We start from the raw sequence: 15,486 nt of genomic DNA on the forward strand, positions 1-15,486 counted from the left end.
AACCCTTGCGCGCGCAACTGGATCGCGACCTGCTTGCCGTAGTCGTACGACAGGCGGCGATCCCAGCTCGCGGCGACAGCGATCGTGGCGGGGAACGTCGAGCTTGTTTGCCAGCTGCTGCCGGAGCCGGTCGCCGAGTCGACCATATCCAAATCGGGAATGCCGAGCCGTGGCACACCCTGGATGTAGCCAGCACCACCACCGGGGACCTTTATCCACTCATATTGTGAATGGATGAACTGCAGTTTTTCGTCGAGCGTCATCTTGCGCACGAGGAGGTCGGCGCGCTGCTGCGCGGCGGACGACGCGAATGCGTCGGCGGCGTCGCCTTGTGAATTGAAATCTGTGTCGCCTGCATATGCGTTGATACAGAGGATTACTGACAGAACGGCGGCTGGCAAGATTTTGTCCCGCATATTTCTCTCCATGTTGAAGTTTGCTCGTTATTCGAATGAGGTCTGGAGTTGCATGCGTCCGATGGATTCGCATCGAACACAAGCGGCTGACAATGCGGGATGATGTGGCGTCGGCATGCCAGATCAGGCGAGGAGCCGCTACGGCCGGTTAAGCCCGAACGGTCGACGTGAGTGCCTGCATACGGGCAGCCCGGCGTTACCGAATCGGATGTAGCGATTCTCTGCAGTGACCAATGGTAGGGGTGTAGTCTCGCTACGGCAATGGTATTTCTACTTATGAGTAGGTTTTTTGTTTCTCGTAGTGGAGCGGCGAAAAAATGACGGTCGTCGTTGCCGATTGCGTTGTGCGGTGGAGTAAGAAGTACTCGTGTAGTAGGCCATAAGGAAGTATGCCGGCGCGCTACGCGGACTGAGTTGAGTGCCCAGTGCCGTGAACTAACGCGGCAACGATCCGTCGGGTGGTTTGGGTGCGCCTGGACAGACGCGCGGCACTGTTGCTGCATGCACTGCGTGTGTTCTGATGCCGAACGTCTTGGTTTTGCGGAATGAAGCGGAAAGGGAGGGATGGAACTCAATCGTGGCGCAGCATGTGACAACAGTCACCGGATGCAGGAGTGGATACGGCGGGGTTCGATCCAGTAGTCGCCGATTGCGCATCGGCCAAGCCTTCATCGTGCTCGCAGGCCGTTCAACAAGATGGAGGTGGCTTGGCGAGCGATTTCCTCGGCGGTCATTCCCCCGTCTTCACGATACCAGCGGCCAATCCAGCTCAGCGCGCCTGCGACTACGAAGGCGCCAAGCTTGGGCTCGATAGGGGCGAAGGCCTTCTCCTCGATGGCCTTTTCGAGAAGAATCCGGAACTCGTGATCGATGTCTGCCTTGAGCCTGCGAAGCTTGACCCGGTTCTCCGGAATCAAGGATTCCTCACCGATGCGAATCACGCACATGCCAAAATCCATCGTGACGATCTTCGCGTATTCGAGCATGGCAGCTTCAAATTTCTCGACTGCGCTGCCACCCGTCACGGTGATATTGCGGATCGCCTGCTGCATCATGTCCAGGCCCATGCGTACGCATTCGAACAGGATTTCGTCCTTGTTCTTTGCATAGTAATAGACCGTCGGCTTCGTGATGTGGAGCCGCTCGGCGACCTCATCCAGCGACGAGGCATGAAACCCCTTTTCATTGAAAAGACGTGCGGCGGTTCGAAGAACGGCTAGCCGTTTTCGTTCTCTCTCGCTTTCGCGAGCTTCAGCCTTCTTCCACGGTGAAGCGGTAGCGCCCATGAAGACTCCCTCGGATTCGTCGTGTCCGCCTCCCGTGAATGTCTGCCTTTCACAAACAGATCGACACCCGGTGGCGGCAACCGCAGTATGCGAATGGCGGATGCTACCATGACGTCGAATCTATACTTTCGGGTAGTGCCGCGCGTCGGGAAGTCTTCCCGGGAAGCGTATCGCCTGCCCGGCATCGCGAGACACTGGCTTCGGCGAGGCGCTGTTGCAAGAGTGAGTTCGTTATCCAGGTGGTCACCCAGATAACGAGTCAATCGATGCATTACCGGGTTACGATCGTGGCAACCTGATCCAGCGGAGCCCTTTCGGTTCGAAATGCATTCGCGGGATGCGAAGGATCCGCGTAACCGAAGGAGATGCCGCAGACGACGCGTCGCTCCGGCGGGATGGACAGGATCTCGCGCAGGGCATGCGCCTTGGACGCAAGGGCGGCTTGTGCGATCGCCGACACACCAAGGCTCGCCGCGGCCAGCATGAAGTTGTTCACGTATGCGCCGCAATCGAGAACACCATAGGTGCCGAGCAGCGCTTCGGTCGTGACGACGGCCACATGTGGCGCGCCAAACAGCCTGAAATTCTCCTCGGCTTGACGGGCGGAGGCCTCCCGATCCCCAGCGGCAATACCGACACTCTCATACAACTGCAAGCCGCAGGTGCGTCTGCGATCGCGGTAAATTCCGCGGTATTCCGCCGGCGGCGCGATTTCCCACTGGTCGTTGGGTAACGCGGATGCTGCCTGTAACGCGGAACGAAGCCGGTTCGTGGCGGCGGGCCGGGTGACGATGATTTGCCACGGCTGCGAATTGCACCAAGACGGCGTGCGTTGAGCGATCGAGAGAATCGCGTCGATCGTTTCGGCGGGCACCTCTCGGGAGAGGTAGCCGCGGCAACTGAATCGCGCGTCGAGAACGGATCGCAGAGCGTCGAAAAGGGGCGTGTCTGTCATGGACTCTATCGCGCGTGTGCGCGTGTGGCTTGGATCGAAAAAGAGGCGGCGTACGGGGGATCGGACGGCATCAAGCGTAATGAATGTTTCCCGCACGATCGGGTCGCTCGGTCACTCCGTTCACCAGCCGAGTGGCCTGCCAATTGATATTAGCGACGCCCGGGATGGTCTCCTATCGTCCTAATGGACGACCTTGTTTGTCGGCTTGAGCTCACGCGAACTATCGCATGTTCGCGTCGGGAGATCTCACAAGCCTTTGAAGACCGGTCTGCGTTTCGCGAGGAAAGCAGCAATACCCTCTTTCGCGTCATCGGTTTCAAGCACACGCCGCATGAGTGCAGCCTCTCTGTCCATTCCGGCCTGGTCGGCAGGGCCGTCGGTCGGGGGAAGACAGTCGAGGATGCTCTGATACGCGATGGCGCTGAATCCCGCCACCTCGGTCCCTAACGCTATTGCATGCTCCAGTAGAGCAATGCGGTCTTCTTTCACGAAGCTCACGAGCCCCCACATCAGGGCTTCCTGAGCGTCCAGCACTCGTCCGGTCAGCATCAATTCCGCCGCGCGCGAGCGACCAATGACCGCCGGCAGGAATTGAGTCCCGCCGTATGTCGGCATCACACCCAACCGAATTTCCGGCATCGCGAATGTGGCACTTTTCACAGCGGTCCGAACGGTGCAAGCGAGGGCGAGTTCCAGCCCTCCGCCAAACGCGGTGCCATTCATCGCAGCGATAGTGAACAATGGTGATTGTGAAAGTCGCAGCAGCAAATTGCGAATGCGGTCGTTCTTCCTGGCTTGCTGATCCCATGTCTCGATAGCGTTGTCCTTCAGATCGCTACCGGCGCTGAAGGCACGTTCTCCTTCGGCGGTAATCAGCAGAAATCGCGTGCCATCCCGTTCCACTGCGTCCAGACAAGACTCCAGTCCGTCCCAGACGACTCGATTGAGGGCATTCAACCGATCGGGACGGGTGATGGTGAAGACGGCACCGGACTCGATGCGCTCGAATCGACAATCCAAAGTTGCTCTCCGCGGAGCGGGCACCACCGGACGGCGCCCGCGAAACATCAGCGACGTCACTTACCGCTGCCGAACACGCCGGCCATGAGCTCGTAGCGTGTGCCGTCGAATTGCATCAACTGCAGCTTCTTGATCGGATAGGCATCTGCTGGCGACGTCTGCACGTTGATTCCGGGTTGAAGCATCGGCAGCGTCATGTTCAGGCTCAGCGCCTGCTTCATCACGTTCTCTCGCGTGAGGTTGTCGCCCGCCTGCTTCAAGGTCTGCACCAGCGTCTGGGCAATCGAGTAGCCGAGCACGTTCAGCGTGTCCGATACGTCACCCGCGGGGTAGTACTGCTTCATGAAGGCCGCGTAATCCTGGTACTCCTTCGTTGCCTTCGTGGCCGGATCGGTCGGATCCCTCAGATAGGTCGCGCTGATAACACCCTTGGACGCGCCAAAGCCGGCCGGCTTGAGCACCGTGCCCACTGAGCTTGCGGAGCTGACGACATACCGAGCCGGTTGCCAGCCGATTTCGGCCGCTTTCTTGATGGCCATGGCCGAGAACTTCGGCGTGGTCAGCAGAATCAGCGTATCGGCGCCCGAGCCCTTCATCGACACGATCTGGCTGTCGACCGTCGGGTCGGTGGTCTCGTACGTCTGGAACGAAACCATCATCGACTTGGCCTTGCTTCCCAGACCGTCGATGATGCCTTGGTAATAGTCCTTGCCGAAGTCGTCGTTCTGCATCAGGATCGCGACCTTTGCATTCGGCTGGGTTTGCAAGATGTGCTGTCCATATGCGATGGCCTCGGCATGATTGGTGGGCTGCCAGCCAATGGTCCAGGGATTCTGCCTGACGTCGCCGAAACGGGTGGCGCCCGAGCCGACGAAGAGTTGCGGCACCTTTTTGACCGTCAGGTATTTCTGAATCGCGAGGTTGTTGGCCGTCCCGAGCGGCAGGAAGATCGCCAGTACCTGATCCTGTTCGACCAGTTTGCGAGCCTGCTCGACCGTCTTGGACGGCGTGTAGGCATCGTCGACCGAGACGAAATTGATCTTGCGGCCATTGACACCGCCTTCGGCGTTGATCTTCGCGAAATAGGCTGCAGCCGATTTGCCGATCGTGCCATAGGCCGACACCGGGCCCGAGTAGGGCAGGATGTTGCCGATCTTGATCTCGGTATCGGTGGCACCGGGGTCATATTTCTTCTGGGCGTAGGTCCCGGTCGTGGCCAGCATCAGTGAAGCGGCGGCCAAGCCTGCGATAAACGCTCTGCGGTCGATTCGGACGGTCATGTTGTCTCCTGGAATGCAGGGTGCGGATGCCCCTGGGTTTTTTTCTGCTAGTAGTCCCTTGGCATCCTAGGCGCGGCGCGGCCGGCCCCCCATCGTCGGAAGCGACGAATTGCACATCCGCAGGCAAGCTGTTCAGCGTACGATGCCCAACCGGCGCGCGATTGCCACGGCCTGGGTACGGCTGCGACTGTTGAGCTTGGTGTTGATGTTGCGAAGATGTGTGCGTACGGTACTGTCGGAGATGAACAGCTTTTCAGCCATCGCGGTATTGGAGTAGCCCTCTGCGAGCAGCTGGAGAACGCGAATCTCTTTACGCGTAAGCGGTTCGGCTGGCCCGGATACGGCCTGGCCGGTGTCGGCTTCGTCGTCGGCGCCGACCGGGCCCAGGCGATCGGCCAGACGCTGGACGTACTCCTGCAGGATCGGGTCTTGGGCGGAGTCCGCCGAACCCGATTGCATGCGATGCAGGAGCGGAGCCACGATAGGCCCTTCATCCAGCAGCAAGCGAACGAATCCCTCGCGACAGGTTTCCTGCAGAAGCGGATTCGCCCAGTTCATCGCTCGACCCACGTCACCATTGCGGAAGAAGGCCAGCGCCAGAAACAGGCGGAGCTTGAGGGCGCGATGCTGGCGGCCGGACTGCTGGGCAAGTCGCAACTGGGCTTCTAGCGGTTGCACCAGGGAACCGGGATCGCCAGCATGAAGATCAAGCCGCATCTGTGCGATGAATGAATCATCGACGTCCTGTGCGGGCTTCGTATCGGAATTGAGGGCGTCCAGCGCCAGGGCCCGCCCCAATTCCTCGCGCGCTGCAACGGCATGACCTTGCAACGTCAGAAGTCTCGAACGTTCCAGCTTCGCGCTGGCAGTGACGCGTGGCAACTGGCGCTGATGGCCCAGGTATTCGAGCTCCGTCAACGTCAGCAACGCGGTGTCCACTTCTCCGCGGAAGAACGCAAGGCGCGCGCGCAGGCGGTGACTGGATATCATGTGGTCGGGCAGCCCGACATCCCTCGCCAAGGGCAGGTAGACGTTCAGCAGGCGTTCGGCCGCCACGAGGTCGTCGGCTTCGTAAAGCGCCGCGGCATAGGGCACACCGGCCCATGCGTTGCCATGTGCGTAGTTGTAGGCAGAGGTGCTCGACGTAGCCGTGACCGCCATACGAAAGCGGGCCGTCGCCTGGCGCAGATGGCCTTCGCGCAGGTCCAGCATTCCCCCGACGGTCTCGGTGTACATGCGGTTGAAGGCTCCGTCTGCCTGGGCATGGCGTGCGTCCTCGAGGAAGCGGTGCGCTTCCTTGCGTTCGCCGATGACCGACAGGATATGGGCCATCGCATTGAGCAGCACGCTGTCGACGAACGCATTGCCGGTCGGTAGTCGAGCCAGGCCGGAATGTCCCGCTTCATTGGCCTCTTCGTAGCGATCCATCATCGCCAGCAGCACCGGAAGGAGTGCCCGGACATGGGCCTGAACCTGCGGATCGGTGCTGTCCTGGCAGCCTGACTCCTCCAGCCACTTCATCGCGGTCCAGGGGCCCTGGCTGAAGCAGCGTGCCCATACCGCGATCACCTGCAGCCGCGGTCGAGCGCGCAGCAATTCGGGAGTGATCGTGGCAAACCAGCGATCGAGCAGGCGCATACGGCCTTGTTCGAGGAGTCCGTGCGCATGGTGTTCGAGCAGTTCCAGCGCGTGCGGATAGTCACCGCCGGCAATGGCGTGGTCGATTGCGGGCACGGGGCGCTGCTGCGACTCATACCAGCCGGAGGCGGCCAGGTGCAGTCGCGCGGCGTCGTCGGGGCGTTCCCGCTCGAGCTGGCGGCGCAGGAAGTCCGCGAACAGGCTGTGGTAGCGGAACAGATCGGGCGTGTCTTCCACAGGGATAAGAAAAACGTTGCCGCGATGCAGCGACTGCAGCATGGCATCGCAATCCACCTGCGGGAGCAACGCCTGGCACACGGGTGCGCTAAGGTGATGCAGCACGCTCGTGCGCAGCAGAAACTCCCGAACCAGGGGCGCTTGCTGAGAGAACACCTCTTCGGTGAGATAGTCCGCCACGTCGCGGTCCGATGCGGATAGTCGTGCGACGACATCCGCGGATTGATCCGAACGTTGCAGCGCCAGCGACAGCAGCCAAAGGGCTGCTACCCAGCCTTCGGTTTTTCCAAGGACGCGGTCCAGCGTTTCCAGTGACAGTTCGGCCCCTCGCAGCCTAAAGAATTCAGCGGCCTCCGACGGCGAGAAACGCAACGAATCCGTTTCGAGCTCCAGTAGCAGGCCCCGCGCGCGCAGACGACCGACACCAAGGTCGGGCAGATTGCGCGAGCCGATGATCACTTGGCCGTTGCGCGGCAACTGCTCCAGCAACTCACGCACCAGGCCGAGCACGCCACCTTCCCGGATGACCTCGAAATCGTCCAGGAACAACGCGTAGGGGGTTTGTTCCGATACCAGTTGGGCCAGTGGGTCCTGCGCGGAGGCCCCTCGCTCGAGGCCCATCTGGCCGAGTGCGGCTGACAAGCCGGCCAGAAAACGCGGCACGTCGTTGTCGGCGGCATCCAGCGTCAGCCAGGCAGTCGCCACCCCGCGATCTTCGAGTGCTTCGCGGATCTGGACCATTGCCATCGTTTTGCCGAAACCGGCGGGGGCGCGCACGAGGATCAACTTGACCGCGCCGGCGTTAGCGAGTCGGCTGGCGACGCCGGCGCGCTTCACCTCGGCCGCGCGTTGCACCAAGGGTGCCAGCTTGGCCAGGGAAATCATCGGCGTGGTCTGGTGGGGGGGATAGGCGGACACTGGGGGCACTGAAGTGGATCGCATGCTGGGATGTGTCGAATTGTTGCGTGTGAAGGTCCTGCGTGCACTCGTCTCTTCCGACGATGGTATCGCACCAGGTGCGTCCCTAGACTACGAATCGCAGTGGACGGATGGCCGTCCAGCAGACATCGCGCTCACTATGCTTCTTGATTCTTCTATTGCCGCCGTCGTGACCGGTGGCGCCTCCGGCCTGGGGGCCGCAACCGCCCGCCGTCTGGCGGCCAGCGGCGTCAGGGTCGCCGTATTCGATCTCAACGCCCAACTGGGTGAAGCCCTGGCCAACGAGATCGGCGGGATCTACTGCTCCGTGGACGTCACGTCCGATGAGCAGGTGGACGCTGCTTTCGTCAGGGCGCGGGCTGCACACGGTCAGGAACGCATCATGATCAACTGCGCCGGTATCGGCCACCCCGCGAAAACGGCGAGTCGTGACAAGACCACCGGTACCGGGCGACATTTTCCAATGAAGGATTTCGAGCGAGTCATTCAGATCAACCTGCTCGGGACCTTCCGCTGTGCAGCAAAGTCCGCGGCAGGCATGCTCGATTTGCCGCCGGGCCCGGACGGAGAGCGCGGCGTAATCGTCAACACGGCGTCGGTCGCCGCGCAGGATGGCCAGATGGGGCAGGTGGCGTACGCTGCGTCGAAAGCAGCGATCGCAGGTATGACGCTGCCGATCGCCCGCGACCTGATGGACGACGGTATCCGCGTCAACACCATCCTCCCCGGCATCTTCGACACCCCGCTGATGCAGGCCGCGCCCGACAAGGTGAAGGACGCGCTGGCCGCGTCGGTTCCGTTCCCCAAACGGTTCGGTTCGCCGACCGAGTTCGCTCAGATGGTCGAAATCACGATTACCAATGGATACCTCAACGGCGAGTGCGTCCGCCTCGATGGCGCGATTCGCATGGCGCCCCGCTGATCAAACCCTTCATTACCGCAGGAGAAGCATTCATGGCTGAAGCATATATCGTCGCTGCTCGCCGCACCGCTGGCGGCCGTCGCAATGGCCGCCTGTCGGGCTGGCATCCCGCCGACCTGGCATCCGTCGTCCTGGACACCCTGGTGGGGGACACCGGGATCGATCCGGCTGCAGTCGAGGACGTGATCATGGGCTGCGTCGGCCAGGCCGGCGAGCAGTCGATGAACATCGCCCGCAATGCGGTGCTGGCATCCACGCTGCCGAATTCGGTGCCCGCGACGTCGGTCGACCGGCAGTGCGGTTCGTCGCAGCAGGCTCTGCATTTCGCGGCGCAGGCCGTGATGTCGGGCACCATGGACTGTGTGATTGCCGCAGGCGTCGAGAGCATGACGCGCGTGCCGATGTTCACGCCCAGCGAACTTCCGCGAAAGGCCGGACTGGGCGTATACAACAGCCCGCGCATGGACGAGCGATTCCCCGGTGTCCAGTTCAGCCAGTTCTCCGGCGCCGAGATGATCGCGCGGAAGTACGAACTGACCAAGCAACAACTTGACGCGTATTCGCTCGAAAGCCACCGGCGTGCTGCCGTGGCAACGCGAGAAGGGCGTTTCGCGCGCGAGATCGTCGCGCTGGAAGCCCGTACCAAGGAAAGCGGCGCCACGGGTGAAATGCATGCCGCGGACGAGGGCATCCGCTTCGATGCAACCCTCGAGGGCATCGCCGGCGTGAAACTGCTGCAGGACGGCGGGCTCATCACTGCGGCCAATGCCAGCCAGATCTGCGATGGTGCCGCTGGCGTCCTTGTGGTCAGCGAGCGTGCCCTCAAGACCTTCGGGCTCGAACCCATCGCACGCGTGCATCACATGTCGGTGATGGGCCACGATCCGGTCATCATGCTCGAGGCGCCCATTCCCGCGACCGAGATTGCGTTGCGCAAGGCCGGTCTGACAATTCAGGACATCGATGCCTACGAGGTCAACGAAGCATTTGCTCCGGTGCCTTTGGCCTGGCTGCAAGCGATCGGTGCGGATCCCGAGCGGCTGAACGTCAATGGCGGCGCGATCGCGCTGGGCCACCCGTTGGGCGCGTCGGGAACCAAGTTGATGACCACGCTGATCAACGTCCTTCGACAGCGCGGTGGTCGCTACGGCCTTCAGACCATGTGCGAAGGCGGTGGCATGGCGAACGTCACGATCGTCGAGCGACTCTGATACAGCGCCGCGGGCCGGGCAGGCTCACCCATGGAGACTGGGATGCAACAAAGACAAGAACGCGCGGAGGCGCCTTTGCTCACGGTGGACAGTGTGTCCGTGCGCTTCGGTGGGATCGTGGCACTGGACCGTGTCAGTTTCGATGTGCGTCGGGGTGAAGTTCGTGGCTTGATTGGCCCGAACGGCGCGGGCAAGAGCACCTTGTTCAACTGCCTGTCCCGACTCTATCGCTGCGACAGCGGCACGATCCACTTCGATGGCCATGCGTTGTCCCGAATGCCGCGACATCGAATCGCGAAGCTGGGCGTGGGCAGAACCTTCCAGAATCTGGCGTTGTTTCGGACCATGACGGTGCGCGACAACGTACTGGTCGGTGTCCACTCGCATCACCACAACGGCTTCCTTGCGGACGCGCTTCGACTGCCGGGGGCTGTCTGCACCGAGCGCGCGGCCCAGGCACGCGTGGATGAAGCACTGGAACTCGTCGGATTGCAGGCGTTTTCCCACCGGATCGTCGCCGACCTGCCGTTCGGAACGCAGAAGCGGGTCGAACTGGCGCGTGCGCTTGCAAGCGAACCGTCCTTGCTATTGCTGGACGAGCCGGCATGCGGCTTGAACCACGAGGAGCTAAGCGGTCTCGGCGAACTGATTCTGGACATTCGCAAGCGCCTGAACCTGACGGTATTGCTGGTGGAGCACCACATGGGTCTGATCATGGGGGTGTGCGACCGAATCGTTGCATTGAACTTCGGCCGCAAGATCGCCGACGGGAGCCCTGAGCATGTGCGCAACCATCCCGACGTGATTCGGGCCTATCTCGGAGCGGAAGAAGGGGAGACAGCATGACTCGGCTCTTGGAAATCCGCGATCTGCGGGCGAGCTATAACGCGTCGGAGGTCTTGCACGGCATCGACATGAACGTGGAAGCCGGTCAAGTGACGGCTCTGCTCGGCGCGAACGGAGCGGGCAAGACGACCACGTTGCGCGCGATCTGCCGCTTCATGGCGCGTACGAGCGGCAAGGTGACGTTTCGTGGGCAACAGATCGAAGACCGTTCGACCGAACAGATTGCCGTGCTCGGCGTCGGGCACGTGCCTGATGGCCGTGGGACGTTCCTGGGGCTGACGACCAAGGAAAACCTGTATCTCGGGTGTCATGCGCGCAAGGACCGGCGGGCGGTCGAGGAAGACGTGGAGCGCATGTACGACTACTTTCCCCGTTTGAAGGAGCGTCGCGCGCAGCAGGCCGGCACGCTTTCCGGTGGGGAGCAGCAGATGCTGGCGATCGCGCGCGCGCTCATGGCGCGCCCCGCGTTGCTGTTGCTGGATGAGCCTTCTTTTGGCCTGGCACCGATGATGGTGCGCGACATCTTCGCCATCATGCGCCGTATCCGTGACGAGCAGCAGGTTGCCATCCTGCTGGTGGAACAGAACGCGCGGATCGCGCTGGAGCTGGCAGACACGGCCTATCTGCTCGAGTCGGGCCGCATCGTCAAGCACGGCACCAGCGAGTCGATGCGTGGCGACGATGCCGTGCGTCGCGCCTACCTCGGAGAGTGAGCATGGAGTCTTTCATTCAACAACTGGTAACCGGCCTGTCGACAGGCGGTATCTATGCCTGCCTGGCGCTCGCGCTCGTCATGATCTACCAGGCGACTCATCAAGTGAACTTTGCACAAGGCGAGATGGCGATGTTCTCGACCTTCATTGCATGGGCGTTGATTCAGGCAGGCGTGCCGTACTGGGGTGCGTTCTTCCTTACGATCGTGTTGTCTTTCGCGATGGGGGCGGCACTGGAGTTCGTCGTGATACGGCCGTTGCACAAGGCGCCCGAACTGAGCGTCGTGGTGGTTTTCATCGGTCTCCTGGTGATCTTCCATAGCCTGGCCGGCTGGCTGTTCGGCAGCCAGATCAAGGCGTTTCCGAGCCCGTTTCCGAAAGATGCGTGGTTCGGAAGTGCGCTGATGTCGGCGCATCAGGTCGGAACGATCTTCGTCGCGCTGTGCATCGTCGCCGCACTGTTCACCTTCTTCCGCTTTACCACGCTGGGTCTCGCAATGCGCGCTGCCGCGCAAAACCCGGGATCATCCCGTCTACTCGGCATTCGTGTGGGCCGGATGCTGATGCTCGGGTGGGGCTTGGCGGGCGCCATCGGCGCGGTTGCCGGAATGATGGTCGCGCCGGTGGTTTTCCTCGACCCCGGCATGATGAGCGGTGTCCTCATCTATGCGTTCGCGGGGGCGCTCATCGGGGGCATCGACAATCCGGTCGGTGCCGTGATCGGCGGATTCCTGGTTGGGGTGCTTGAAAACTTGATTGGTACCTACGTTGTAGGCACCGAACTCAAGCTTTCGGTGGCTCTGGTTCTTATCGTCGTCGTCCTCATCGTGCGGCCCGCAGGTCTGCTGGGTCGTCGCATCGTACAACGTGTCTAAGCCATGAATCTGAAGTCCATGACCTCTCATCCCGCTCCCTTTTCGGGACCCGCGCGCAGTCAGCGTGCCCGTTTGCCGCGAAGTCTGATTCTGCTGGCCCTCGCGATCGTCCCGATGTTCGTCGTTCACGGGTATGTCCTGTTCCAGATCACCATGGTGCTTTCCTATGCCGTCGCGCTGGTCGGACTGAATATGCTGACTGGTTACAACGGCCAGATTTCCTTGGGACACGGTGCTTTCTACGCGATCGGCGCGTATACCGTTGCCATCCTGATGGACAAGGCCTCGGTTCCCTACTGGCTTTGCATTCCTGCAGCCGGTCTGGTCTGCTTGCTGGTCGGATACCTGTTCGGTCGCCCGGCGCTGAAGTTGCAGGGGCTCTACCTGGCGCTCGCGACCTTTGCTCTGGGTGTGGTGACGCCGCAGTTGCTGAAATACAAGTACCTGGAACCGTGGACCGGCGGTGTAGGCGGTATCGTCTTGACCAAGCCGGATGCGCCGTTCGGTCTGCCACTCGACTCTGATCAGTACCTCTACCTCTTTGCGCTCATCGTGGCAGTGGTGGTTTTCGTACTGGCCCGGAACATGATCGACAGCGGGACGGGGCGTGCCCTGCGTGCCATTCGTGACCACGAGATCGCCGCCGAGTCCATGGGGATTGACAACCGACACTACAAATCCATGACCTTCGGCGTGTCCGCTGCGTTCACCGGTATCGGAGGTGGCCTGTCTGCGCTGGCCGTTCAATTCGTTTCACCGGATTCTTTCACGATGTTCCTGTCCATCTCGCTGCTGGTCGGCGTGGTCGTCGGTGGCATCGGTACGCTGTGGGGCGCGCTGTTTGGCGCCGCTTTCATCATGTTCGTACCGAGCGTTGCCGAGACTATTTCCAAGGATGCTGCCTGGGGAATCTACGGTCTCGTATTGATCCTCTTCGTCTTTGTTCTTCCGGGCGGCGTGATGGGTCTGATCACACGCGTGCGAACGCGTCTGCAGGGGCAAGGGGGGGCGCAAGCATGAGCCACCACCTCGAGTTCGATCCGGTTGTCCTTGCCGACTATCTGCAGACCTCTATGCCGGAGTTGCGTGGCCGGATGGCGCTGGAACGCATTGGAGGCGGTCAGTCCAATCCGACGTTCTTCGTCACTTTCGAAAAAGGTCCGCGCCTGGTCCTGCGCAAGCAGCCGCCGGGGGAATTGCTCAAGTCGGCGCATGCGGTAGATCGAGAGTTCCGGATCTTGCGTGCGTTGCATGAGACTGACGTACCGGTACCCAATGCACTCTTGTACTGCGAGGATCGCGAAATCATCGGAACGCCGTTTTACGTGATGGAGCGCCTTGAAGGTCGGGTCATGAGCAACTACGCGATGCCTGAAATTGACCCGGGACAACGGCGCAGCTATCTGTTCGCTCTGGCCGAAACGCTGGCTCAGCTGCACGCAGTCGATTGGGCCAGTGTCGGTTTGGCCGACTACGGAAAGCCGGGCAATTTCTTCGCGCGTCAAATCGATCGCTGGACTCGCCAGTGGCAAGCGTCCAAGACCCAGGACAACTCGGATATCGAGCGTCTGATTGAATGGCTGCCGAGCCATATTCCGCTAGGCGACGAAACGACGATTGCCCACGGAGACTTCCGGCTCGGCAACGTGATGTTCCACCCGACCGAGCCGCGCGTGATCGCGGTGCTGGACTGGGAACTCTCGACGCTGGGCCACCCGTTGGCGGACGCGGCGTACAGCAGTCTGCCATGGCTGACCGAGCCGGACGTGTTCGAAGGCGTCAACGGCCTGGATCTGCAGGCATTGCATCTGCCCGATCAGCGGGAGTATCTCGCAGCCTACTTGGCCGCGAGTGGCAGAGGGGACGATGTTCGCCCCTTCCATCATGCGTTTTCGCTTTTCCGCTTTGCCGTGATCCTGGAGGGAATCACGGCCCGAGCGAAGGCTGGAAATGCCGTCGGCGATGACGCCGTGGCGGTCGGTCGCTTGTCGTCCCGCTTTGCGCGTTATGCGGCGGAATTGATCGCAATCGATAAGGGAGAGCAATGATGGCGGGACCCCTTGCAGGATTGAAGGTTGTGGAATTCGCGGGGATTGGTCCCGGCCCTTTCTGCGCCATGGTGTTGGGTGACCTGGGCGCCGACGTGGTGCGCATCGCACGGCCCGGTCAGTCACCTGACGCGCGTGACGTGACTACCCGCAACAGACGCACGGTACAGCTGGACCTGCGGGCCGCTGGCGCGAGGGAACAAGTCGTGTCGTTGATTGGTGCGGCCGATTGCCTGATCGAGGGATTCCGGCCCGGCGTGATGGAGCGGTTGGGCCTGGGGCCACAGGACTGCCTTGAGGCCAACCCTCGGCTGGTCTATGGCCGAATGACGGGGTGGGGTCAACATGGGCCTCTGTCGCAGGCGGCCGGGCATGACATCAATTACATCGCCATCTCCGGTGCGCTCAACGCGATCGGTCGGCCTGACGAGGCGCCACCGCCGCCGCTGAATTACGTGGGCGATTTCGGTGGGGGCGGCATGCTGTTGGCCGTTGGACTGCTGGCGGCATTGCTCGAGGCCAAGGGGTCCGGCCGCGGTCAGGTCGTCGATGCGGCGATGACTGATGGTTCGGCTTTGTTGTCGGCTTTCCTGTATGGCCTCAAGGCCATGGGGCAATGGGGCAACCAGCGCGGTGAAAACCTGCTCGATGGTGGCGCTCATTTCTATGACACGTATGCGTGCGCTGACGGCAAGTTCATCGCGATCGGCGCCATCGAGCCTCAGTTCTACGCAGAATTGCGCACACTGTGCGGACTCGATGATCCGTTATTCGACGAGCAACTGGATGCTGCACGGTGGCCGCTGTTAAAGCTGCGCTTGGCGAACGTCTTCCGCACGCGTACTCGCCAGGAGTGGTGCGACCTTCTTGAAGGTACCGACGCCTGCTTCGCGCCGGTGCTGGATTGGGATGAGGCGCTGGCGCATCCTCACAACGTCGCCCGGGAGACCTATCTGACAGTAGAGGGTGTGGCTCAGCCGGCACCGGCGCCGCGATTTTCAAGAACCGTCAATGCTGCACCGCAGCCGACACGCTCCGTGTCGATACAAGAAGCATTGGCGACCTGGAGCGTCAATGCGTTACGCAGCACCGCCTGACGC

The 15,486-nt window shown here is 61.6% G+C and carries 13 protein-coding genes and 1 pseudogene; 8 read left to right on the forward strand and 6 right to left on the reverse strand.

All coding sequences use genetic code 11. The features are described from left to right. The 6 genes and pseudogenes from DIE22_RS34600 to DIE22_RS34625 all read right to left on the reverse strand — a co-directional run. A pseudogene (locus DIE22_RS34600) lies at window positions 1-416 on the reverse strand (glycosyl hydrolase); the annotation flags it as partial. 668 nt (window positions 417-1,084) lie between these two features. Next, window positions 1,085-1,702: a TetR/AcrR family transcriptional regulator gene (locus DIE22_RS34605; RefSeq protein ID WP_124607204.1), complete on the reverse strand. Its 618-nt coding sequence runs from the start codon at window positions 1,700-1,702 to the stop codon at window positions 1,085-1,087. Window positions 1,703-1,973: 271 nt separating this feature from the next. Further along, complete coding sequence (locus tag DIE22_RS34610; RefSeq protein WP_124607205.1) at window positions 1,974-2,657, reverse strand: nitroreductase; 684 nt, start codon at window positions 2,655-2,657, stop codon at window positions 1,974-1,976. Window positions 2,658-2,903: 246 nt separating this feature from the next. Continuing rightward, complete coding sequence (locus DIE22_RS34615; protein WP_124607206.1) at window positions 2,904-3,737, reverse strand: enoyl-CoA hydratase/isomerase family protein; 834 nt, start codon at window positions 3,735-3,737, stop codon at window positions 2,904-2,906. Then, the gene (locus DIE22_RS34620) at window positions 3,734-4,957 is read right to left on the reverse strand and encodes an ABC transporter substrate-binding protein (protein WP_124607207.1); all 1,224 of its coding nucleotides are present in this window, start codon (window positions 4,955-4,957) and stop codon (window positions 3,734-3,736) included. Before DIE22_RS34620 ends, DIE22_RS34615 begins: the two co-directional genes overlap by 4 nt. 132 nt (window positions 4,958-5,089) lie before the next feature. Further along, complete coding sequence (locus tag DIE22_RS34625; RefSeq protein ID WP_124607208.1) at window positions 5,090-7,717, reverse strand: LuxR C-terminal-related transcriptional regulator; 2,628 nt, start codon at window positions 7,715-7,717, stop codon at window positions 5,090-5,092. 193 nt (window positions 7,718-7,910) lie between these two features. Here DIE22_RS34625 and DIE22_RS34630 point away from each other — a divergent pair, with 193 nt between their 5' ends. Genes DIE22_RS34630 through DIE22_RS34665 form a run of 8 tightly spaced genes read left to right on the forward strand, consistent with a single transcriptional unit; the run spans window position 7,911 to window position 15,483 of the window. Further along, complete coding sequence (locus tag DIE22_RS34630; RefSeq protein ID WP_124607237.1) at window positions 7,911-8,693, forward strand: SDR family NAD(P)-dependent oxidoreductase; 783 nt, start codon at window positions 7,911-7,913, stop codon at window positions 8,691-8,693. Window positions 8,694-8,725: 32 nt separating this feature from the next. After that, window positions 8,726-9,904 (forward strand): acetyl-CoA C-acetyltransferase, encoded by a 1,179-nt coding sequence (locus tag DIE22_RS34635; RefSeq protein WP_124607209.1) that lies wholly within the window; start codon window positions 8,726-8,728, stop codon window positions 9,902-9,904. A gap of 42 nt (window positions 9,905-9,946) precedes the next feature. Beyond that, window positions 9,947-10,750: an ABC transporter ATP-binding protein gene (locus tag DIE22_RS34640; protein ID WP_124607210.1), complete on the forward strand. Its 804-nt coding sequence runs from the start codon at window positions 9,947-9,949 to the stop codon at window positions 10,748-10,750. Then, the gene (locus tag DIE22_RS34645; protein ID WP_124607211.1) at window positions 10,747-11,463 is read left to right on the forward strand and encodes an ABC transporter ATP-binding protein; all 717 of its coding nucleotides are present in this window, start codon (window positions 10,747-10,749) and stop codon (window positions 11,461-11,463) included. Before DIE22_RS34640 ends, DIE22_RS34645 begins: the two co-directional genes overlap by 4 nt. 2 nt (window positions 11,464-11,465) lie before the next feature. Next, a complete protein-coding gene (locus DIE22_RS34650; protein ID WP_124607212.1) occupies window positions 11,466-12,338 on the forward strand; it encodes a branched-chain amino acid ABC transporter permease in 873 nt (290 codons plus the stop codon). A gap of 3 nt (window positions 12,339-12,341) precedes the next feature. After that, window positions 12,342-13,358 (forward strand): branched-chain amino acid ABC transporter permease, encoded by a 1,017-nt coding sequence (locus DIE22_RS34655; protein ID WP_124607213.1) that lies wholly within the window; start codon window positions 12,342-12,344, stop codon window positions 13,356-13,358. Next, entirely contained in the window at window positions 13,355-14,386 is a 1,032-nt protein-coding gene (locus DIE22_RS34660) for a phosphotransferase family protein (RefSeq protein ID WP_124607214.1), read from the forward strand. The genes DIE22_RS34655 and DIE22_RS34660 overlap by 4 nt, the downstream gene beginning before the upstream one ends. Continuing rightward, entirely contained in the window at window positions 14,386-15,483 is a 1,098-nt protein-coding gene (locus DIE22_RS34665) for a CaiB/BaiF CoA-transferase family protein (RefSeq protein WP_124607238.1), read from the forward strand. Before DIE22_RS34660 ends, DIE22_RS34665 begins: the two co-directional genes overlap by 1 nt. The last annotated feature ends 3 nt before the right edge of the window (window positions 15,484-15,486 follow it).

Source organism: Burkholderia sp. Bp9142, assembly GCF_003853415.1.
GTDB lineage: Bacteria > Pseudomonadota > Gammaproteobacteria > Burkholderiales > Burkholderiaceae > Burkholderia.